Origin of the sequence: Qipengyuania pelagi, from assembly GCF_009827295.1 — a bacterium.
Lineage (GTDB): Bacteria > Pseudomonadota > Alphaproteobacteria > Sphingomonadales > Sphingomonadaceae > Qipengyuania > Qipengyuania pelagi.
Window position 1 is genome coordinate 56,525 of record NZ_WTYD01000002.1, and the last position, 19,323, is coordinate 75,847.

Consider the following 19,323-nt stretch of genomic DNA (forward strand, 5'->3'; position numbering starts at 1 on the left):
AATGGGACGACGTTTGATCAATGGCCATGTTCTGCGCCCTCCTTTTCGAGCTCGGCTTTCAGCAGGAAGGCATTGGCGGTCGCGATACGCTGACCCGTTTCGAGGCCGGACAGGATCGTCACCATCCCGGCGGATCGGCTGCCCGTTTCCACCTCGCGCGCCTGAAACCCGCGGCGAGTCCGGACGAACACCACATCGCGGCCCTCAAGCACCTGCACGGCATCTTCAGGAACCGCGATAAGGGTCTGATCCACTTCTCCCGAAGGGCGGATGCGAGCCTGAAGGAACGAGCCAGGCTGAAGACCTGGAACAGCGCGCGAGATGCTGAGGACAGCTGTCGCGCTTCGGCTTTCAGGATCGAGCGAAGGCGTGACAGAGCGTACGCGCGCGCCGATCTCGCGACCATCGCCAACAATCAGTGCTGCCTCATCGCCGGGCTGGATGCGCGAGGCATCTTCCGACGGTAGCGCGACTTCGACCTGGAGACCGTTCGGATTGACGACCTGATACAGTTCCTCGCCGGCATCGACGAAGGAGCCAAGTACGATTGGCGCAGCCGTCACGCGTCCGGATAGGGGACTGGTGACGGCGAGCGAGCGACCGTCACCGCTTACCCCGGCAGCGCTGACCGCGGCCTGGGCCCGGTTCAATTCGGAACGGGCGACATCGAGATTGGCGCGCGCGGCTTCCAGATCCTGCCGTGCGGTAACATTCGCCTCGAAAAGGCGATGTTCACGATCAAATGCCGACGACAGTTCGGTCACGCGAGCACGAGCTGCACTGAGCTGCGAGGCGAGCGCAGCAGCATCGGCGCTTTCAATCCGTGCAACAGTCTCGCCCTGGCGGACATAATCACCAAGCGTCTTGCCCACAGTGCGTACCACACCCGATGCGCGCGCATCGATACGCGCACTTGCGGTCGGACTAGCGGCTACCGTGGCCGGAAATACCAGGTCGACGGATGCACCATAACGTACTGTACCGATTACAATTTCGGCAGCCCGAATCTGTTCTTCGCCGATCAGAACGAGGCCCTCCGGCAATTCTGTTTCGGCTGCTTCTTCGACGCCACCGGTATCGACTTCACTGTCAGGCCAAAGCATCAGAAGCAAAGCTGTAGCGAAAATGACGATTCCGGCGATGATCGCCAGTTTCTTGCGGTTCATTTGAATATTCCTCATTGTGCGGCCAGCCGGATCAATTCAGCAGCAGCCTGCCCCCGGTCCTGCTGGGCAGCGATCAGGGCTTCACGAATTGCATCGCGCGCTTCGGCAGCGCTCAACACCTCGATCAACGGAAAGCGGCCGTTGCGGTAGCCGATGCGGACAAGCCGCAGCGCCTCTTCGGCCTGGGGCAGCGATGTCCGGGAAAGCGTTTCGACGCGCGCCTCAGCAGCGAGATACTGCGCCCGCGCCCGGGTTACCGATTGTTCAAAATCCGCCAGTGCCACGGCCTCGCGTGCATTTGCGGCGCGAAGCCTCGCTTCTGCAGCCGCGATATTGCCCTGATTGCGATTGCTGAACGGAAGCGGGATCGAGACGCCTACAAGGAATGCGTTGTCGTTGCTTTCTTCGAAACGGCGCACACCGGCCGAGACGACCGGATCGGGAACGCGCAAGCTGCGCTCACGATCAATATCTGCCGCAGCAGCCCTGCTTTCGGCGCGCGCCACCCGCAACTGGAGCCCTCTCGCCGCAGCCAGTGCAACTCCAGGTGGCCGGATGTCCGGAAAGTCCGCCGGGACTACAGGGGGCACGTCCTGAACGCCCCAGAGAGACGCGAGAGCAGTGCGCGCCGCGAGACTGGCCGCTTGAGACGCTTGCAATTCGGCGCGCGCCTCTGCCAGAGCCGCCTCTGCACGCAAGGCGCGCAAAGGTGGCTCACGGCCTACTTCGACCAGCAGTCCTGCAATGCGAGCGAGCTCTTCGTTCCGTTCGACCACATCGCGGGCCAGTTCCACGCGCGATGCAGCGGCCGCCGCTGCGACATATCGCTCGCGGACGAGGTAGCCGAGTTCGACATCGGACAGGTCGGCGCGAAGGTTTGCAAGCTGTGCTTGCGCCCGGGCAGCTTCGACCCGGGTCCCCCGCTTGTTGCCAAGTTCAAGGCGCTGCCCCACCGCAAGCGTGTATTCGGTAGCCCGCAGTCCGGAAAAAGCGCCGCTTCCGGCGATATTCTCGACCTCGAACGAAACTTCGGGGTTCGGTCGGAGACGCGCCTGTCCGACGAGCGAGCGAGCGGCATCCGCTTCGGCGCGCGGTCCCACCATACGCGGGTTCGCGGAGATTTCATCGACTTCGCCCGTGACACCTGAGCGGCTCAGCGCGTCTTCGAGCGTCAGAAGCTCACGCTCCTGCGCCGCCACGGTCGTGGCATGAGCGGCGAGGAACAGCCCTCCAAGGAGGACTCCTCGCCAATGAATGGCTAACATTTTCCGAAAATTCCTCTGCTGACAATCCGAACTGCGCTGCGGCATGCAGCGCGGTGACGGTCGTCAGGCGCGAGGAGGGCGCTTCAGTCGGTCGGTAATGTCGGAAGCGAGCGCCTCGGAGGGAGGCGCATCGGGAACCACAACCAAATGAGGGACCGAATCCTTCTGCACGGTGCTGGCAAAGCTTGCCCCATGATGACAATGGCCGTGCCCACACATGCCGTGTTGCTCGGTCGGCGCATCCGAATCACCCGGAACTTCGTCGGTAGCTGCGGATGACGCGGACGCGCTGTCGAGCGAAGCCAGAACGGGCGTGCTTCCGGGCGCCACTTCGGCGCCGCAAGCAGCAGCATCCGCCGCGGTCACGAACACCATCGCGACCAGCATGAGCAGGACGACAAAAGGATGCAGGACAAGGCGACGATAGCTTGTGGTCATGGATTCCGACGGCTCCTAGCAAACCGGATCAAGATTGCAAGCTCCGTAATACAATGAAGTATAAGTCGTTTGTTACAGTATAACAGTCCTCGAATACTGTTTCGGCCTTGCAAGAACGGGACGATCAGGCTGCGCGAAGCTCGGGATGGGGATGCTCACAGCGATGCACTTCGATCGTGACGTGCACATATTCCGCATGCTCTGAAAGTCGGCTCGCATAATGGTCGGGCGCGAGCGGATCACCGGCGATGAGCGAGGCGATGACCGCATACTTGCCAGGGCCGATCCGCCAGATGTGCAGATCGCCGATCGCGGCGTCCCGGTCCTCGAGCGCCTCGCGCACCTCTGTGTACCGTTGAGAGGCCGCTTCGGCGTCCACAAGCACGGCAGCGGTATCGCGCAGCAGTGACCATGACCAGCGCCCGATCACGAATGCACCCACCAGCCCCATTGCCGCGTCCATCCATGCCCAGCCGAGGTACATGCCGGCGAGAAGGGCCACGATAGCCAGGACCGAGGTCAGGGCATCGGCAAGCACGTGGAAATAGGCGGAGCGCAGATTGTTATCGGCATGCGCATGGTGGTGGTGATGATGATGGTCGTGATCATGCCCATGGTGATGATCGGCACCAAGCAGCCAGGCACTCGCGAGGTTCACCACAAGGCCGAGCACGGCGATCCAGATCGCCTCGGTATAGGCAATCGTGAGCGGGCTGACGAACCTTTGAGCCGATTCAACCGCGATCCCGATTGCGAAGATGGCGAGGACAAGCGCGCTCGCGAAGCCGGCGAGGTCGCCCACCTTGCCGGTACCGAATGTGAAACGCGGGTTGTTCGCATGGCGCCTGGCAAACCAGTAGGCGAAGGCCGCGACGCCCAAGGCACCTGCATGGGTCGCCATGTGGATACCATCGGCTAGAAGCGCCATCGATCCGGTCCACAGGCCAGCGACGATCTCGACCACCATCATCGCGGCGGTCAAGGCAACGACATAACGCGTGCTCCGGTCATGGGCGTCGTGCGAGGCGCTCAGGAAGTTGTGATCATGGGCGAGCGGATTGGAGTCGGCGTGGTGCATGCGGGGCTGATAACCCGAGATGCCTTCCCAAGAAATCCCCTCTCCAACCGAAAAGGCAATCGATGACAATTGTCTGAGATGGTCGCCGCAGCCAACCGATGGTAGACATGTTGCAGCGACCAACAGACTATTATCCCTTAGTCTTGGATCCGGACGTCACGGTCCTGCGATCGACCACAGTGATCCGGCGCGTCTTGGCGTCGATCACTAGCCGTTCAGTCACGCCATTGCCCGGAAAGGGGAGGAGAGAAGGGGAAACTTAAGCGCAATCGGAGGCAGCGCTCAGTTTCATTCGGACCCTGACCTGTTGAGCGGAGACTCTATCTATCCGCTGCCGAGCAAGCGCTCTTCGAGAAGCGTCCGAAAATCCCGACGCGCATCAGCAATTACGAACACAGTCACCTGACCGGGTGCTGGCTCGGGCTGATATCCGTAGATGATGCGGAAGGGAGAGCGCGACAATTGCCGGAATTCGGTGATCCCGAGAGCCTCAAGTTCCGGTGGAACCGGTCCTTTCTGAGGATTGTCGGAAAGGGACTCGATAGACGCGACGAGGTCATCCAGCAGTGCGTCCGCACCATCGTCGCCATCCGGCCCGCGCTGCGCCACGCGACGCTGCCAGATACCCGCAAGATCACGCTCCGCACCGGAGGTGATCTTGATCGCTAACGCGGCCGTCATCATTCAGTTTGACTTACCCCGTACGCGCTCCGCAAGGCCTGCCACCGGGCGGGTCCGACCAGCGGCAACATCGGCCTGTCCGAGCGCCAGAAGTTTTAGCAGAGCGAGCGTTTCCTGTGCGCGCTCGTAGCTGGCGACATCCTGCAGAACTGCCTTGGCTTCGCCATTCTGCGTGATGACCAGTGGCCCGCCGCCATCTCCAATCTCCCGGATAATTTCGGCGCTGTGGGCCTTCAGATAGCTGATCGGTTTGATGCGCTGGTCCAGCTTCATAGAACACCTTGGGACTGAATTTGGTCTTTATATAGTCCACGACTTGGCAATTGCAAAGCTCAATGCCCGATTGCGATGCCTGGGAGTATCTGGCCTGCCCTCGACACCGGGACGAACAGCCGCGTGCGGTAGCGGATGATCTCGGTGAAGCAGCCCTTGTTCTTGTACCAGTCGAGGCGATCGGGCGAGAACCCGGTCAGTTCAAGGCGCTGTTCGCCGCCTATCGCCGCTGTCCTCGTCGACCACTCGGGTTGCTTCGAGCGCGGCTTCGAGGTTGCGGTGAATGATCGCCCAGGCATCGGCATAGGCATCGTAGATCCCCAATCTTGTGCACCGGTCTCTTCGGCAAACAGGCTGGAAATGTCGGTACGGGTGAGATGACGCCCCGACGCAAGAAGCGCGGCAATCCTGGCCCCAATGGCGTGGGCCAGGGGCACTGCCGGCATCTGCTCGCCGGCGGGAAACAGATCTGATTGAAACATGGCAATTCGTCCTCCTGATGAGGGCATCGGGACACGCCCTCTGCCGGATCAGGAATTCGAGAAGCCCACTCTCCTCTACCGCGCCGCCTTGCGGCGCAGCCATGCTGTCAGTTCATCGTTCCAGTCTGTGTCGCGTGACGACGGCTTGCGAACGTGGATCGTCCGCGCATCGCGGGCATAAGCGGCCAGGGCACGCGACGCAGCCAGCTCGCCGCCAGCATCGTGATCGACGAAAAGGTGAAGCTCGGTCACGCTCTCGGGTACGCTGACGAGGCCGAAGCGCTCATTGCCCAAGGTCGCCCAGACGGGAATGCCGGTGAGAGCATAGGCCGACATCGCGCTCTCGACCCCCTCGGCAAGGCCAAGCTTGCCGGAGGCCGGAGCGAAGAGGCGGACAGCTGCTTCGCCGAGCGCGCCGAGCGCGCGCTTCGGTTTGTCGAAATCGGCCTTGGCATTGCCCGAAAGGAACGTGCGATGGATGGCGATCGGCCCCACGTCGAGGCTGACCGCCGCAATCATGGCCGGCAAAAAACGGGTGCGTCCCTTCGGACCAAGAGGCGTTCGTGGATGGAAGCGGAGCGCCGGAGATGCTGCGAGGATGCCGCGGCTCTCGAGGTAGGACTTTGCTGGACTCGCGCGTAACGGCTGTGCGTCGCGCCAGATGCGCAAGGCAGCGGCCGAAGGCTTCGCTGCAGGACCAGTGTCCATCGTGGGCTCGATTGCACCTCCCGAGAACCAGGCTGACGCCGGTACACCTTCACTCACCAGAGCAGCCAGCACGCTCTGCTGATCACATCCCGCAAAACAATGGAAAAGGATCGCTTTTTGGCCGAGCGACACACCGAGTGACGGCGTACGGTCGTCATGCGCAGGGCAGCAGGCCATGCCTTTTGTGCCGGACCATTTGCCGCCCCGGTTTTCACAGATGCGGCGGGCGGCTTCTTCCAAAGAGCTTATCTTGGTGGAATATCGGTGGGACATGGCACATCGCGATCCTTTCGGCTCGCTCACAAAGGCCCTCCTCCCCTCCAGCCCTTCTGTGTTGTAAGAACAGGTCGGAGGGGATTCACGTCTGCACTGCGAGCCCGTCGATTTGAGCGTCACATCGACATCGCCGCTCACCCGCGAGGTCTACCGATTATTCGTAGTGACTTCTCACTAGCGCCATTGATCCTTATTGCTGCCCCACGACCTGGTCAGTTTAGATCATGCGACACGTTACCTAATCGAAAATTCCAGTCCGATCTTTCCTTTTGCAAATCGCGTCGTGCCTTCGAAAGGTAGTCCCGCCAAGTCCGTCGATGAGTGATATGGCTGATTTTGCCGGGCTTGCTCATTCCCGCCATCGCGGCAACCGCCATTCTGCTATGGCCGGGTTGATCATTTTCACGAGCGAATAATGTCTTCGCGCGTTCGATTTCCTCGTCTGAATAATGCATTCGATGCTCCATCGGGTTGGACCTGCGAGAGCGTTCGAACGAAATTCGGCGAACCCTCTGCAGGGTCCGCCGGTTAACCTCCAACTGGAGGACGGGACCTCGGAATTCTTCCGAAGCTGTCGGCTTGTGCCGACATGCGTGACGTTTGCGATATAGTCGCTGAGACAATTCGCGCAACTGCACAGCGACTTTTGAAGTACGATGGTCAAGCCGCGGCCTAGCGACCGCTCACCAGCGCCTCTCCACTCAGTCATGGTCATTGTAAGCCTCGTGCAGGAGGCGGTGAAGCATCTTCCTTCGGTAAATCTGCTTCAAGCGAAAGAGCACAAAAACATGACATATCATTTCTATTTGCGGAATTTCGCATGATATGTCATATATCGGACCATGCCCCGTTCGTCTCGAGCTGCTAGCGGACTACCGCCCCAGAGCCAACGTGCGATTACACGGCTAGGTAAGGATATCGCCCTTGCTCGCCGCCGGAGAAAACTTCCTCAGCGTTTAATGGCCGAGCGCATGATCGTCTCGGTTCAAACGCTGCAACGCCTCGAAGCGGGAGATCCTACCGTGGGCCTCGCGGTTCTGGCGAGCGCCCTGCATGTCCTGGGGATGACACAGCGCCTTGCCGAGCTGGTAACCCCAGACAGTGACCGGGCTGGCATCAGCGAGGATTTGTCCCGCCTGCCCCAGAAGACCCACGCTGTCAGCGACGATGATCTGGATTTCTAGCAAGCCGTGACGACCATCCGCACCTATGTCTTCGTGCATCTTGAGGAGGGGCCTGTTCCGGCAGGCCTTCTCACGATGACCGACGAACCGCGCAACCAGTTTGCTACCTTCGCTTACGGGCGGCGTTATCTGGAACGCCCTGACCGTATTGCGGTCGATCCTGTAGCTCTGCCGTTGCACGAAGCTGGAACTTCTCGAACATTCAGGACGGAAGAAGGCTTTGCCGTGTTCGGTGGCATTCGGGATGCTGCTCCTGACGGCTGGGGCCAATACCTAATGTACAAGGCGATGGGCGATCGCTTGCCGAGCGAAATCGATCTCATTCTGGCCTCGGGCGAACATCGCGTGGGTGCGCTCGCCTTTGGGCCGACGTCCGCCCAGCCTGAGAGAATTACACCATGGGGGGACGGCCCTGCTCCGGGCGAAGAGTTCACGCTCGCAGAGCTAGCAGAAGCCGCCGAACGAGCGCAGCATGTCGACGAACTCGACGAGAACTTGAGGGCGTTGCTAGCCGCCGGGTCATCTCTGGGCGGCGCCCGGCCGAAGGCTGCTACAAAAATCGGCGACAAACCCTGGATCGCGAAATTTCAGAAGCGGGGAGACAGCTTCCCCGAATGCCGGGTCGAACTGGCGACAATGCGGCTTGCCAGCGAATGTGGTCTCGATGTGCCGCCACTCGACTTCCGCTGTGTCCTTGATCGCGACATCTATCTGATCGAGCGGTTCGATCGGATTCCTCACGGCAACTGGCTGGAACGCAGGCCCTTTGCTTCGGGGCTCACAATGCTCGGGGCGCATGAGAGCGAGGTCAGCAGCTTCAGCTATGCCGATCTCGCAGGAGCGATCCGGCAATTCGGAACCAAAGTACTTCAGGATCTACACGAGCTATTTCGTCGTATGTTGCTCAATATCCTCGTCACCAATGATGATGATCACCTGCGTAATCATGGCTTCTTGTTCGATGGTGAGGGATGGCGGCTTTCGCCGCTTTACGATGTAGTGCCGAAGCCGCAGCTGGGACTGGAGCGCCGGCTCGTCCTCGGCGTCGGGCCGGAAGGCCGCGCTGCAACGATCGAGAATGCTCTCGCCGGTGCCGCGGTCTTCGACCTCAGCCATGATGACGCGAACGCAATCGCCGAAGACATGAGGAGAATCGTAGCGACACGGTGGGAACACCTATTCACAGAAGCAGGGATAAGCGCGGCTGATCGCAAGCGTTTCGCAACCTGCTTCCGATTGGCAGCACCCGCGTCATGATCGCAAACGCAGAAGTCCGTCCATGGGGGTGCGTGCTTATCAAATTTGGCATGGTGATTACCCGGTGATTGCTAGCCGAGAAAATGGGCATCAAAAAATGCTGATTAATGATTATATATCAGGGTCATACGATAGTATGACCACTAAGGTCTGGTATTTCCGCTTCCGCCGGAAATGACGGGGCGGCCCATGGCGGACCGCCCCGCTATCGTCAGAACCGGAGGCCGATCCCCGCCACGACCTGATCTGTGGTCAGATCGCCGAACTGGCTGTCCACCACATCCTCGTAGCGCGAACGGCGATATTCGACGCGCGCTTCGAGGGGGCCGGGCAATTGCACCTGCACCCCGCCGCCAAAGCGTATGCCACCTGCATTCTCTTCCAACTCGTCCAGCGAACCGGCGCTGGTGAAGGCCTTTGTGTCGAGCGCGGTGTAGCCGACCTTGCCGTATGCCGCGATGCCGGGCGTCAGCGCGAAACCGGCCCGCGCGCCGATGTAATACTGGCCGTTCGCTTCCAGCCCGTCGCGTGCCGAGTTGAAATTGGAGGGGAAATCGGTCGAACCGTCGCTGGTCGAAACCTCGCCCTCGACACCCACGAAGCCGCCTCCGAGCGACAGGTCGTACCCCGCCGAAACGCCATAGACAGCCGAATCGGCGCTGGCGCTCGCCGAACCGTCCTGCGCATCCACATCGAGGCCTTCGTAGCCCGCAAGCGCGCCGACATAGAGGCCGCCGGGTGCCACGTTCTGGGCAGCGGCTGGTGAGGCCACGACCAGGCCCGTGGCGGATAGAGCGAGAATCAGGGGGAGTTTCATAATCGTCCTTTCGTAATCGATCCCGTGTCGGGCGCGCCTTGGCCTTCCTACGGTTGCGAAGCGATGAACCGGCGGAACGCTCGCGGCTTTCCAGCGCTTTTCGGGCACAGCTAAAGGGAAGATCATTCATGTCCAAGACCGTCCTCATCCTCGGCGCCTCGCGCGGCATCGGCCTCGGCCTCGCGCGCGAATTTCTCGAACGCGGCTGGAAGGTCGTCGCCAGCGAGCGCGACCGGAGCGACGATCTCCACGCGCTCGAAGGCGAGAATTTGCGCATCGTAACCGCCGATGTGACCGAGCCCGAGAGCTATGCCGATCTCGGCCTTTCCGATAGCTCGGTCGACGCGATCATCGTCAATGCCGGGATCACCGGCGCCAAGCATCAGGACGCCGCCCGCGCGACGTCGGACGAGGTCGCGCATGTGATGATGACCAATGCCTTCGGTCCGGCGCGCGCGGGGCGCGAATTGCTGCCGACGATAAAGGATGGCGGATCGCTTGCCTTCATGTCCTCGCTGATGGGATCGATCGAGGACAGTTCGGGCGGCTACGACCTCTATCGCACCAGCAAGACCGCGCAGAACATGCTCGCCAAGGGTATCGCCGAACAGCACGCCAAGGAGCGCGACATCGCCGTCCTTTCCCTGCATCCCGGCTGGGTGCAGACCGACATGGGCGGCGACAACGCCAAGCTGACGGTCCATGAAAGCGTCAGCGGCCTCGCCGATGTGGTCGAGAACAGCGGCGGCGCAGGCTACCGCTATGTCGACTACAAGGGCGAAGACTTGCCGTTCTAATGTTTACCCCACGACCCCGGCGCTCGCCAGGACGGCGAGCGTCAGGACGTCGGGCGCGATCGCAGTCATCGGCGCGATCTGGACCGGCTTTTCCATCCCGATCATCATCGGCCCGATAGTCGCGTCCCCACCCAGTTCGCGCAGCAGCTTGGCGCTCAGATTGGCGGATTGGAGCCCCGGCATGATGAGCACATTCGCCGGACCCGACAGGCGGCTGAACGGATAGAGCGCCATCACCTTGGGATTGAGCGCGGCGTCGGGCGCCATCTCGCCTTCATATTCGAAGCCGGGATTCTCCGCGTCCAAGAGCGCGACCGCATTGCGGATATTCTCCAGCCACTGGCCGCTCGGATTCCCGAAGGTCGAATAGGACAGGAAGGCGACGCGCGGCTCGTGGCCCATCCTCTTCGCGACCTGCGCCGTTTCGCGGGCGATATAGGCCAGCTCCTCCGCCGTGGGGCGCTCGTTAATCGTGGTGTCGGCCATGAAGGTCGTGTGGTTCTTGCCGATCATCATATGGATGCCGAAGGGGATCGCGCCGGGCTTGGCATCGAGCACGCGCCCGATCTCGCGCGCGGTCTGGGCGAAGGTGCGCGTGAGACCCGAGATCATCCCGTCGCCATGGCCCAATGCGACGAGCAGCGCGGCGAAGACGTTGCGCTCCTGATTGACCATGCGGCCGACATCGCGCTCGGTATAGCCGCGCCGCTGCAGGCGCTTGTAGAGATAGTCCACCATGGCGGGGACCTTGTCCGAGAGCTTGGAATTCTCGATGATCCAGTCGTCGGGATCGTCCACCGCCAGCTCGACCAGCTTCTCGCGCACCTTTTCGGTGCGGCCGACCAGGATCGGGGTCCCATAGCCGAAATCGCGGAACTGGATCGCGGCGCGCAGCACCACCTCCTCCTCCGCTTCGGCGAAGACCATCCGGCGCGGCTGCTTGCGGGCCAGCTCGTAGATATTGGTGAGCGCAGCGGTCGTCGGATTGAGCCGGGCCTTGAGGCTCATCCGGTATTCGTCCCAATCCTCGATCCGGTCCAGCGCCACTCCGCTATCCATCGCCGCCTTGGCGACCGCGCTCGACACGACCTCGATCAGGCGCGGATCGAAGGGGGCGGGGATGATGTAATCGGTGCCGAACTGGTGCGTCACGCCATAGGCGGCGGCGACCTCTTCGGGCACGCGCTCGCGCGCCAGCTTGGCGATCGCCTGCGCGGCGGCGATCTTCATCTCCTCGTTGATCGCGGTGGCCCGCACATCGAGCGCGCCGCGGAAGATGAAGGGGAAGCCGAGGACATTGTTGACCTGGTTGGGATAGTCCGAGCGGCCCGTGGCGATGATCGCATCGGGGCGCACGGCCTTGGCCTCTTCGGGCATGATCTCGGGGGTGGGATTGGCCATGGCGAAGATGATCGGCTTGTCCGCCATCTTGGCGACCCATTCGGGCTTCAGCGCGCCCGCGGCAGACAGGCCGAGGAAGATATCCGCCCCGTCGAGCGCTTCTTCGAGGCTACGCGCCTCGGTCTCGACCGCATGGGCGCTCTTCCACTGGTCCACGTCGGCGCGGCCGGGATAGATCGGGCCGGTGCGGTCGCACACGATCACGTTCTCGTGCTTGATCCCCATCGCTTTGACCAGCGCCGTGCAGGCAAGCGCGCTGGCACCGGCGCCGTTCACCACCATCTTGCAGTCTTCGAGCCTGCGGCCCGTCACCTCACACGCGTTGATCAACCCCGCCGCCGCGATAATCGCGGTGCCGTGCTGGTCGTCATGCATGACGGGGATGTTCATCCGTTCGCGCAGCGCCTGTTCGATGATGAAGCATTCGGGCGCGGCGATGTCTTCGAGGTTGATGCCGCCGAAGCTCGGCTCCATCAACGCGACCGCCTCGATGAACTTGTCGGGATCTTCGGTATCGAGTTCGAGGTCGATCGAATCGACGTCGGCGAAGCGTTTGAAGAGGACCGCCTTGCCTTCCATCACCGGCTTCGAGGCGAGCGCGCCCAGATTGCCGAGGCCGAGAATGGCGGTCCCGTTCGAAATCACCGCCACGAGGTTCGAGCGGGCGGTGTATTTCGCGGCGTTGGCGGGGTCCTTGGCGATCTCCTCCACCGGAGCGGCGACGCCGGGCGAATAGGCGAGCGAAAGATCACGCTGCGTCGCCATCGGTTTCGACGCGACGATCTCGATCTTACCGGGGCGGATCGTCTCGTGGTAGAACAGCGCTTCGCGCGCAGTGAAACCGGCTTGTTTTTCGTCCGCCATGAGGGCTCCTGAATCTGCAAATCTTCGGTTGCCCTAACCGCGCAAGCGGGGAAGCACTAGGGGAAGCGCTGGGAAAGCGCGGGGAAAGCCTCCGGGCACCGCTTCCCGAATCGGTCAGGGCTTGGCACGAGCGCGGGCATGGCCAGCAGCGACACTCCGATGATGCAGCAATATCATGCGCTAAAGCGCCAGGCCGAAGGCGCGCTGCTGTTCTATCGCATGGGCGACTTCTTCGAATTGTTCTTCGACGATGCGCGCCGCGCCGCCGCGATCCTCGACATCGCGCTGACCAGCCGGGGCGAAAGCGGGGGCGAGCCCGTGCCGATGTGCGGGGTGCCGGTCCATGCGGCGGAAGGGTATCTGGCCCGGCTTATCAAGGCGGGTGAGCAGGTGGCGATCGCCGAACAGGTCGAAACGCCCGACGAGGCCAAGGCGCGCGCCAAGCGCGAAGGGACGCCATCCTCCAAGGCGCTGGTCGCGCGCGACATCGTCCGTTTCGTCACGGCGGGCACGCTGACCGAGGAAGCGCTGCTCGATCCGCGCAGCGCCAATGTTCTGGTTGCGTTGGCCCCCTTGCGCGAGGCGGTGGGGATCGCCGCCTGCGACATCTCGACGGGTCGGATGGTGCTGGAAGACTGCGCGCCGGAAGCGGTCGAAGCCGCTCTGGCGCGGCTGGGCGCGCGCGAGGTGGTGGCGCCCGAGGACTGGGAGGCGGCGCCGTCCGATGCGACCCGGCGCGACCGTACGGAATTCCGCAGCGAAGAGGGCGAAGCGCGGCTGAAAGCGCTGCACAAGGTCGCCACGCTCGACGCGATGGGCGATTTCTCGCGTCCCATGCTGGCTGCCGCCGCCGGTCTGATCGCCTATCTCGACCATGCCGGGCGCGGCAATCTGCCGCTGCTGCTTCCCCCCGTCGCGCGCTCGGGCGCGGCGCAACTGGCGATGGATGCGGCGACGCGGACCAGCCTCGAGATTCTCGAAGCGCAGAACGGCGCGCGCGCGGGCAGCCTCATCGCCTGTGTCGATCGCTGTTCGACCGGGGCGGGATCGCGCCAGCTGGCCGAAGACCTGTCCGCCCCGCTCGCCGAGCGAGCCGCGATCGAAGCGCGCCTGCTGGCCGTGCGCCATTTGCACGACGATCCCCTGCTGCGCGCCGATCTGCGCGCGCTCCTGCGCGGGGCGCCCGATATCGGACGCGCGCTCGGGCGGCTGGTGGCGGGGCGCGGGAGCCCTCGCGATCTCGGCCAGATCCGCGACGGGTTGGCCGAAGCACGGCGCGTGCGCGACCTGTTGCGGAGCAGCGCCGATCTCGCGGCCCTGCTCGCGGATCAGGCCGAGCGGCTCGGCGGCCACGGTGCGTTGACCGATCATCTCGAACGCGCCCTCGTCCCCGCCCCGCCAACCGAGCGCGGCCAGGGCGGCTTCATCGCCAGCGGATACGATCACGCTCTCGACGCCCTGCGCGAAACCAGCGGCAATGCGCGCCGTGCCATCGCCGCGCTCGAAGCGAAATACCGCGACGAGACCGGCACGCCCACGCTCAAGATCAAGCACAACAAGGTGCTGGGCTATTTCATCGAGGTCCCCGCCAAGCATGGCGACAAATTGATGGCGGCGGATAGCGGCTTCACGCACCGTCAGACCATGGCGGGCGCGGTGCGGTTCAATTCGCTCGGCCTCCACGAAGAAGCGACGCGCATCGCCGAGGCGGGCGCGCACGCTCTCGCCGCGGAGGACGCGCATTTCGAGACTCTGGTCGAGGAGGTCGTCGCGGCGCGCGAGGCCATTGCGGCGACGGCGGCGGCGCTCGCCCGCGTGGATGTCAGCGCGGCCCTCGCCGAACGCGCGGCGGAAGGCGGCTGGGCGCGGCCCGAGATCCTCGACGAACGCTGCCTCGACATTACCGGTGGGCGCCATCCGGTGGTGGAGGCAGCGCTGGCGAAGAGCGGGGATCGCTTCGTCGCCAATGATTGCACGCTCGGCCCCGAGGATCGCTTGTGGCTGATCGGCGGACCGAACATGGGCGGTAAATCGACCTTCCTTCGGCAGAACGCTCTGATCCTCCTTTTGGCGCAGGCGGGCAGCTTCGTGCCCGCGCAAGCGGCCCGGATCGGGATCGCGGACCGGCTGTTCAGCCGCGTCGGCGCGTCGGACAATCTGGCGCGCGGGCGCTCAACCTTCATGGTCGAAATGGTCGAGACCGCCGCCATTCTCGCCCAGGCGACGACGCGCAGTTTCGTGATCCTCGACGAGGTCGGACGCGGCACGTCGACCTATGACGGGATGGCGCTGGCCTGGGCGGTGGTGGAGGCGGTGCACGAGACGCTGCAATGCCGCTGCCTGTTCGCGACGCATTATCACGAACTCAGCCGCCTCGCCGAAAGCTGCGATGCGTTGAGCCTGCACCACGTCCGCGCGCGCGAGTGGAAGGGCGATCTGGTGCTGCTGCACGAACTGGCGAAGGGGCCAGCCGATCGCAGCTACGGGATCGCGGTGGCCCGATTGGCGGGCGTGCCGCCGCCGGTTCTGAAGCGCGCGAAATCCGTGCTCGATCGGTTGGAGAAGGCGCGCGAGAAGACTGGCGGGCTTGCGGCAGGCCTCGGCGATCTGCCGCTCTTCGCCGCCATGCAGGAAGAGCCCGAACCGCAGCGCGACGCGCTACGGGACAGGCTCCTCGAACTGGATATCGATGCTCTGGCGCCGCGCGACGCGCTCGACGCACTCTACGCGCTCAAGGCGGAGGCCCAGAGAGAGAGCGAGCGCGAGGGCGATTAGGTCCCGTCGCCGCGCAGGCCGTCGGGCTTGTGCCCTTTGCCGTATTTATCGACATTGTCGTCGTGATTGGGCTCGCCGCGATAGGCGCCCATATCGACCCGGCCCGAGCTTTCCATGTCGCGCATGTGATCGACGGTATCCTGCGTCGAATCGCCCATCAGGCCGGAAGAATTGTCGCTCTTCACGCTTTCGGTCGGGCTGCCGGTCTTGGGCGTCTGCTCCTGTGCGTCCTGCGCAATCTCCTGCGCCTGCGCGCGGTGATCGTCCTGCTCGTCATTATGGGTTTCGGGCGCGAGATCGGCCTGACGCGCTTCCTGGCTTTCGCCGACACCATCGACGTTCAGGGGATTGTCGGGCTTCTTGTTCGTATCGCTCATCGCGGAAAATCTCCTTTCCGCATGAACGAGCGGCGCGCGCGCCCTGTTCCCGCCTGATCAGCCGATCAGCGCGTCGGCACCGGCTCCTCGCCCGAATAATCGTAGAAGCCGCGTCCGGTCTTGCGGCCGAGCCAGCCGGCCTCGACATATTTCACCAGCAGCGGCGCCGGGCGATACTTGGTGTCTCCGGTCGTGTCGTGAAGCACGCGGATGATGTCGAGACAGGTGTCGAGCCCGACGAAATCGGCCAGTTGCAGCGGCCCCATCGGGTGGTTCAGCCCCAACCGGCAGCCCTTGTCGATATCCTCGATCCCCGCCGTGGACTGGCCGAGCACGAACACCGCCTCGTTGATCATCGGCAACAGGATGCGATTGACGACGAAGCCGGGTTCGTCCTGGCTCAGAACGACTTCCTTGCCGAGATTGCGCGCGAAGGCGCAGGTCCGCTCGGTCGTGGTTTCGGCGGTGGCGAGGCCGGGGATCACTTCGATCAGCTTCATCACCGGGACCGGATTGAAGAAATGCAACCCGATGAAGCGCGCCGGATCGGGCGCGTAATTGCCCATGCGGGTGATCGGGATCGAGCTGGTGTTCGATGCCATGATCGCGCCCGCGGCCAGCCGCTCGCCGGCCTTTTCGAAGATCGCCTTCTTGACCGCTTCCTTCTCGGTCGCGGCTTCGATGATCAGATCGGCCTGCTCCATCGGCGCGTAATCGGCCACCGCCTCGATCCGGGCGAGCGTCGCCTCGGCGTCCGCGATCTCCAGCTTGCCCTTACCGACCAGTTTGCCGAGCGCCTTGTCGATACCGGTGCGTGCGGCCTCGGCCGTGGCGAGGTCGATATCGGCGAGCAGGACCTTCATTCCCTGCGCGGCCACGGTCTGGGCGATGCCCGATCCCATCTGGCCCGCGCCGATCACGGCGACTGTATCGATCATGCCTGCTTCATCCTCGCGACTGCAACAATCGCGCTGCACTAGCGAAGGACAGGGGGGATTGCCAGCGGCGCCTAGCGGTTCGCGCCCGGCACCCATTTCACGTCCGCCCGGCCCCGCTCATTGGCAAGCCGCGCGGCGACGAAGAGATAGTCCGACAGCCGGTTGATATAGGCCAGCGCCTGGGGATTGACCGGCTCGCTGTCCGCCAGGGCGACCACCGCGCGTTCGGCCCGGCGCACGATAGCGCGCGCCAGATGAAGCCGCGCCGCATCTTCGCTGCCGCCGGGAAGAATGAAGCTCGTCAGCGGCTCCAGCTGCGCGGTCGCATCGTCGATCGCGCTTTCGAGCCAGGCGACCTGCCCGGCTACGACGCGCAGGACCATTTCGGAGGGCGCGAAATCCTCGCTCTCGCCCGCAGGCGTGGCGAGATCGGCGCCGAGATCGAACAGATCGTTCTGGATCCGGAACAGCGCCTCCGCCTCGCGACCTTCGCCAAACGCAGCGGCGGCGAGACCGATCGCGCTGTTCGCTTCGTCGACATCGCCGATCGCCGCCATGCGCGGGCTGGATTTGGGGCGGCGCGATCCGTCGACCAGACCCGTCGTGCCGTCGTCACCCGTACGGGTGTAGATCTTGTTCAGTTTGACCATCGGATCGCGGTGCCGCGATCAGCGTGTCGCGGCGAGCAGGATCACCACCACGACCACCGCGAGCGCCTGATATTTGATGCGGTTGAACATCATCTTGTTCTGCAACAATTGCATATCGGTCGCCGTTTCGCCCTGCCCCGTCTCAAGATCGATCTTGGTCGTCTTCAGGAACGCCACCACGCCCCTGATCAGCGAGAACAGGGTGAGACCCATGAGGAGGACGAGCAGGAGGATCAGGAATGTGGTCATGCCTGAAATCTAGGGATTGCCGAGCGAAATGCCAGCCGGAAATCGGTGCAAGCGCAGTTGTTCGGCAAGCAACAGGCCCTCCTCCCTGTCATTCCCGCCCGCCTCGCGCCGATCGGCGAGCGAGGGCGAGCCGCGCCGTTTGGCAAGCTTGCGCCCATCTTCATCGAGCAGCAGACGGTGATGATCCCATCGCGGCACGGGCAGGTCGAGCAGGGCCTGGAGCAGGCGGTGGATGTGCGTGGCTTCGAACAGGTCCATGCCGCGCGTCACCAGCGTGACGCCGTCCGCCGCATCGTCGAGCGTTGCGGCCAGATGATAGCTGGCGGGCTCGTCCTTCCTGACCAGCACCACATCTCCGAGAGTCTCGGGCCGCGCCGCGATCTCGCCCGCGCGGGCATCGAACCAGGTGAGCGGCCCGGTCCGCTCCAGAGCCTTTTCGACATCGAGCCGCCACGAGACGGCTCTGCAGGGTTTCGGGCCGTGCAAGCGACAGTGCCCGCCATAGACCGGCCCCATTGCGCTCGTGCCGATCGCTTCGGCCATGATCTCGGCGCGCGTGCACGAACAGGGATAGAGCAATCCTTCCTCGCGCAACCGGTCCGCCGCCTCCTGATAGCTCGCCAGCCGCGCCGATTGGGGCGCGACCTCCCCCCACGAAAGGCCCAGCCATGCGAGATCGGCGCGGAACGCATCCGCCAGTTCGGGCCGCGAGCGGGCACCGTCGATATCCTCGATCCGCAACAGGAAGCGTCCGCCTTGTCCCGCCAGATCGTGAGCGGTGATCGCGGAAAAGGCGTGTCCGAGATGGAGCATCCCGTTCGGACTAGGGGCGAAGCGCGTGACCGGCATGACCCGCTTCCTACGCTGTCCGGCCCGGCCCCGCCAAGCGGGGACAAGCCTGTGGATAGGCTGTCCGTAACAGGGTTGACGCTTTTTCCTGCGAGTGCATTCTCACATCCATCGGGGAGGAGCGCGTGTTCGTTTCAGATACCCAGTGTGAAAGCCGCCGATCCATAAGCGGCCAGTTCGAGAGCGGCCGTGTTTAGGGCCGACCTGCTCGAACGGGCGGCGCGGTTCCGCAGTGTCGGCGACGATCCGGCGAGCAGCCTGCAATCCTGCCCCAGCCTGGTCCTGAACGCCGATTACACGCCTTTATCCTATTATCCTCTCAGCCTGTGGCCGTGGCAGACCGCGATCAAGGCGATCTTCCTCGACCGGGTCGATGTGATCGCAAGCTACGACCGCAGCGTCCATTCGCCCAATCTCGATATGAAGATCCCCAGCGTGATCGCGCTGAAACAGTATGTGAAGCCGTCGGAATTTCCCGCCTTCACCCGCTTCAACCTGTTCCTGCGCGATCGCTTCGCCTGCCAGTTCTGCGGCAGCCAGGCGAACCTTACCTTCGACCATGTCCTACCGCGCCGTTTGGGCGGCAAGACCAGCTGGGAGAATATCGCCACCGCCTGCGCGCCCTGCAACATGAAGAAGGGCGGGCGCACGCCGAAACAGGCGGGGATGCAGCTTTATGCCGAGCCGATCCGGCCGACCCACTGGCAATTGCAGCAGCATGGCAAGGCCTTCCCGCCGAATTACCTGCACGAGACGTGGCGGGACTGGCTTTATTGGGACATCGAACTGGAAGAGTAG

The 19,323-nt window shown here is 63.5% G+C and carries 21 protein-coding genes; 5 read left to right on the forward strand and 16 right to left on the reverse strand.

What is annotated here, in order from left to right:
* Positions 1-17: 17 nt before the first annotated feature.
* The 9 genes from GRI47_RS11005 to GRI47_RS11040 all read right to left on the reverse strand — a co-directional run bounded on the left by GRI47_RS11005 (position 18) and on the right by GRI47_RS11040 (position 6,822).
* Complete coding sequence (locus GRI47_RS11005) at positions 18-1,166, reverse strand: efflux RND transporter periplasmic adaptor subunit (protein WP_156843015.1); 1,149 nt, start codon at positions 1,164-1,166, stop codon at positions 18-20.
* An 11-nt stretch (positions 1,167-1,177) separates the two neighbouring features.
* Positions 1,178-2,431, reverse strand: a complete 1,254-nt coding sequence (locus GRI47_RS11010) for a TolC family protein (RefSeq protein ID WP_156843014.1) — start codon at positions 2,429-2,431, stop codon at positions 1,178-1,180.
* A gap of 63 nt (positions 2,432-2,494) precedes the next feature.
* The gene (locus GRI47_RS11015) at positions 2,495-2,869 is read right to left on the reverse strand and encodes a hypothetical protein (protein WP_156843013.1); all 375 of its coding nucleotides are present in this window, start codon (positions 2,867-2,869) and stop codon (positions 2,495-2,497) included.
* Between the two features lie 124 nt (positions 2,870-2,993).
* Positions 2,994-3,947 carry a CDF family Co(II)/Ni(II) efflux transporter DmeF gene (gene dmeF / locus GRI47_RS11020; protein ID WP_160661443.1) on the reverse strand — a complete coding sequence of 318 codons (954 nt, stop codon included), beginning with the start codon at positions 3,945-3,947 and terminating at the stop codon, positions 2,994-2,996.
* Positions 3,948-4,271: 324 nt separating this feature from the next.
* Positions 4,272-4,631, reverse strand: a complete 360-nt coding sequence (locus GRI47_RS11025) for a type II toxin-antitoxin system RelE/ParE family toxin (RefSeq protein WP_160661444.1) — start codon at positions 4,629-4,631, stop codon at positions 4,272-4,274.
* Positions 4,632-4,901 (reverse strand): type II toxin-antitoxin system Phd/YefM family antitoxin, encoded by a 270-nt coding sequence (locus tag GRI47_RS11030; RefSeq protein WP_047822024.1) that lies wholly within the window; start codon positions 4,899-4,901, stop codon positions 4,632-4,634.
* Between the two features lie 59 nt (positions 4,902-4,960).
* Complete coding sequence (locus GRI47_RS14825) at positions 4,961-5,383, reverse strand: hypothetical protein (protein ID WP_202387588.1); 423 nt, start codon at positions 5,381-5,383, stop codon at positions 4,961-4,963.
* 75 nt (positions 5,384-5,458) lie between these two features.
* Positions 5,459-6,364, reverse strand: a complete 906-nt coding sequence (locus tag GRI47_RS11035; RefSeq protein ID WP_160661445.1) for a DUF7146 domain-containing protein — start codon at positions 6,362-6,364, stop codon at positions 5,459-5,461.
* Positions 6,365-6,579: 215 nt separating this feature from the next.
* Positions 6,580-6,822, reverse strand: coding sequence for a hypothetical protein (locus GRI47_RS11040; protein ID WP_160661446.1), 243 nt, complete (start codon positions 6,820-6,822; stop codon positions 6,580-6,582).
* 504 nt (positions 6,823-7,326) lie between these two features.
* On the opposite strand from GRI47_RS11040, the gene GRI47_RS11045 reads away from it, so the two are divergent.
* Positions 7,327-7,551: an XRE family transcriptional regulator gene (locus GRI47_RS11045; protein WP_008601437.1), complete on the forward strand. Its 225-nt coding sequence runs from the start codon at positions 7,327-7,329 to the stop codon at positions 7,549-7,551.
* A gap of 6 nt (positions 7,552-7,557) precedes the next feature.
* Positions 7,558-8,808 carry a HipA domain-containing protein gene (locus tag GRI47_RS11050; RefSeq protein WP_160661447.1) on the forward strand — a complete coding sequence of 417 codons (1,251 nt, stop codon included), beginning with the start codon at positions 7,558-7,560 and terminating at the stop codon, positions 8,806-8,808.
* Positions 8,809-9,019: 211 nt separating this feature from the next.
* On the opposite strand, the gene GRI47_RS11055 is transcribed toward GRI47_RS11050, so the two are convergent.
* Positions 9,020-9,625 (reverse strand): outer membrane beta-barrel protein, encoded by a 606-nt coding sequence (locus GRI47_RS11055; protein ID WP_160661448.1) that lies wholly within the window; start codon positions 9,623-9,625, stop codon positions 9,020-9,022.
* A gap of 128 nt (positions 9,626-9,753) precedes the next feature.
* On the opposite strand from GRI47_RS11055, the gene GRI47_RS11060 reads away from it, so the two are divergent.
* Positions 9,754-10,422, forward strand: a complete 669-nt coding sequence (locus GRI47_RS11060; RefSeq protein ID WP_160661449.1) for an SDR family NAD(P)-dependent oxidoreductase — start codon at positions 9,754-9,756, stop codon at positions 10,420-10,422.
* 3 nt (positions 10,423-10,425) lie between these two features.
* Here the strand turns inward: GRI47_RS11060 and GRI47_RS11065 are convergent, their stop codons facing one another.
* Positions 10,426-12,687, reverse strand: a complete 2,262-nt coding sequence (locus tag GRI47_RS11065) for an NADP-dependent malic enzyme (RefSeq protein ID WP_160661450.1) — start codon at positions 12,685-12,687, stop codon at positions 10,426-10,428.
* Positions 12,688-12,825: 138 nt separating this feature from the next.
* On the opposite strand from GRI47_RS11065, the gene mutS reads away from it, so the two are divergent.
* Complete coding sequence (gene mutS, locus GRI47_RS11070) at positions 12,826-15,462, forward strand: DNA mismatch repair protein MutS (protein ID WP_160661451.1); 2,637 nt, start codon at positions 12,826-12,828, stop codon at positions 15,460-15,462.
* On the opposite strand, the gene GRI47_RS11075 is transcribed toward mutS, so the two are convergent.
* From GRI47_RS11075 to gluQRS, 5 genes are all read right to left on the reverse strand, one after another.
* The gene (locus tag GRI47_RS11075; RefSeq protein ID WP_160661452.1) at positions 15,459-15,839 is read right to left on the reverse strand and encodes a hypothetical protein; all 381 of its coding nucleotides are present in this window, start codon (positions 15,837-15,839) and stop codon (positions 15,459-15,461) included. The two genes, mutS and GRI47_RS11075, sit on opposite strands and share 4 nt — an antisense overlap.
* A 65-nt stretch (positions 15,840-15,904) precedes the next feature.
* Entirely contained in the window at positions 15,905-16,774 is an 870-nt protein-coding gene (locus GRI47_RS11080; RefSeq protein ID WP_160661846.1) for a 3-hydroxyacyl-CoA dehydrogenase NAD-binding domain-containing protein, read from the reverse strand.
* Between the two features lie 74 nt (positions 16,775-16,848).
* A complete protein-coding gene (locus tag GRI47_RS11085) occupies positions 16,849-17,427 on the reverse strand; it encodes a cob(I)yrinic acid a,c-diamide adenosyltransferase (protein WP_160661453.1) in 579 nt (192 codons plus the stop codon).
* A gap of 18 nt (positions 17,428-17,445) precedes the next feature.
* On the reverse strand, positions 17,446-17,676 hold the full coding sequence (locus GRI47_RS11090; protein WP_160661454.1) for an HIG1 domain-containing protein: 231 nt from the start codon (positions 17,674-17,676) through the stop codon (positions 17,446-17,448).
* A gap of 9 nt (positions 17,677-17,685) precedes the next feature.
* Positions 17,686-18,525, reverse strand: a complete 840-nt coding sequence (gene gluQRS / locus GRI47_RS11095) for a tRNA glutamyl-Q(34) synthetase GluQRS (RefSeq protein ID WP_160661455.1) — start codon at positions 18,523-18,525, stop codon at positions 17,686-17,688.
* Positions 18,526-18,729: 204 nt separating this feature from the next.
* Here gluQRS and GRI47_RS11100 point away from each other — a divergent pair, with 204 nt between their 5' ends.
* Positions 18,730-19,323: an HNH endonuclease gene (locus GRI47_RS11100; RefSeq protein WP_202387542.1), complete on the forward strand. Its 594-nt coding sequence runs from the start codon at positions 18,730-18,732 to the stop codon at positions 19,321-19,323.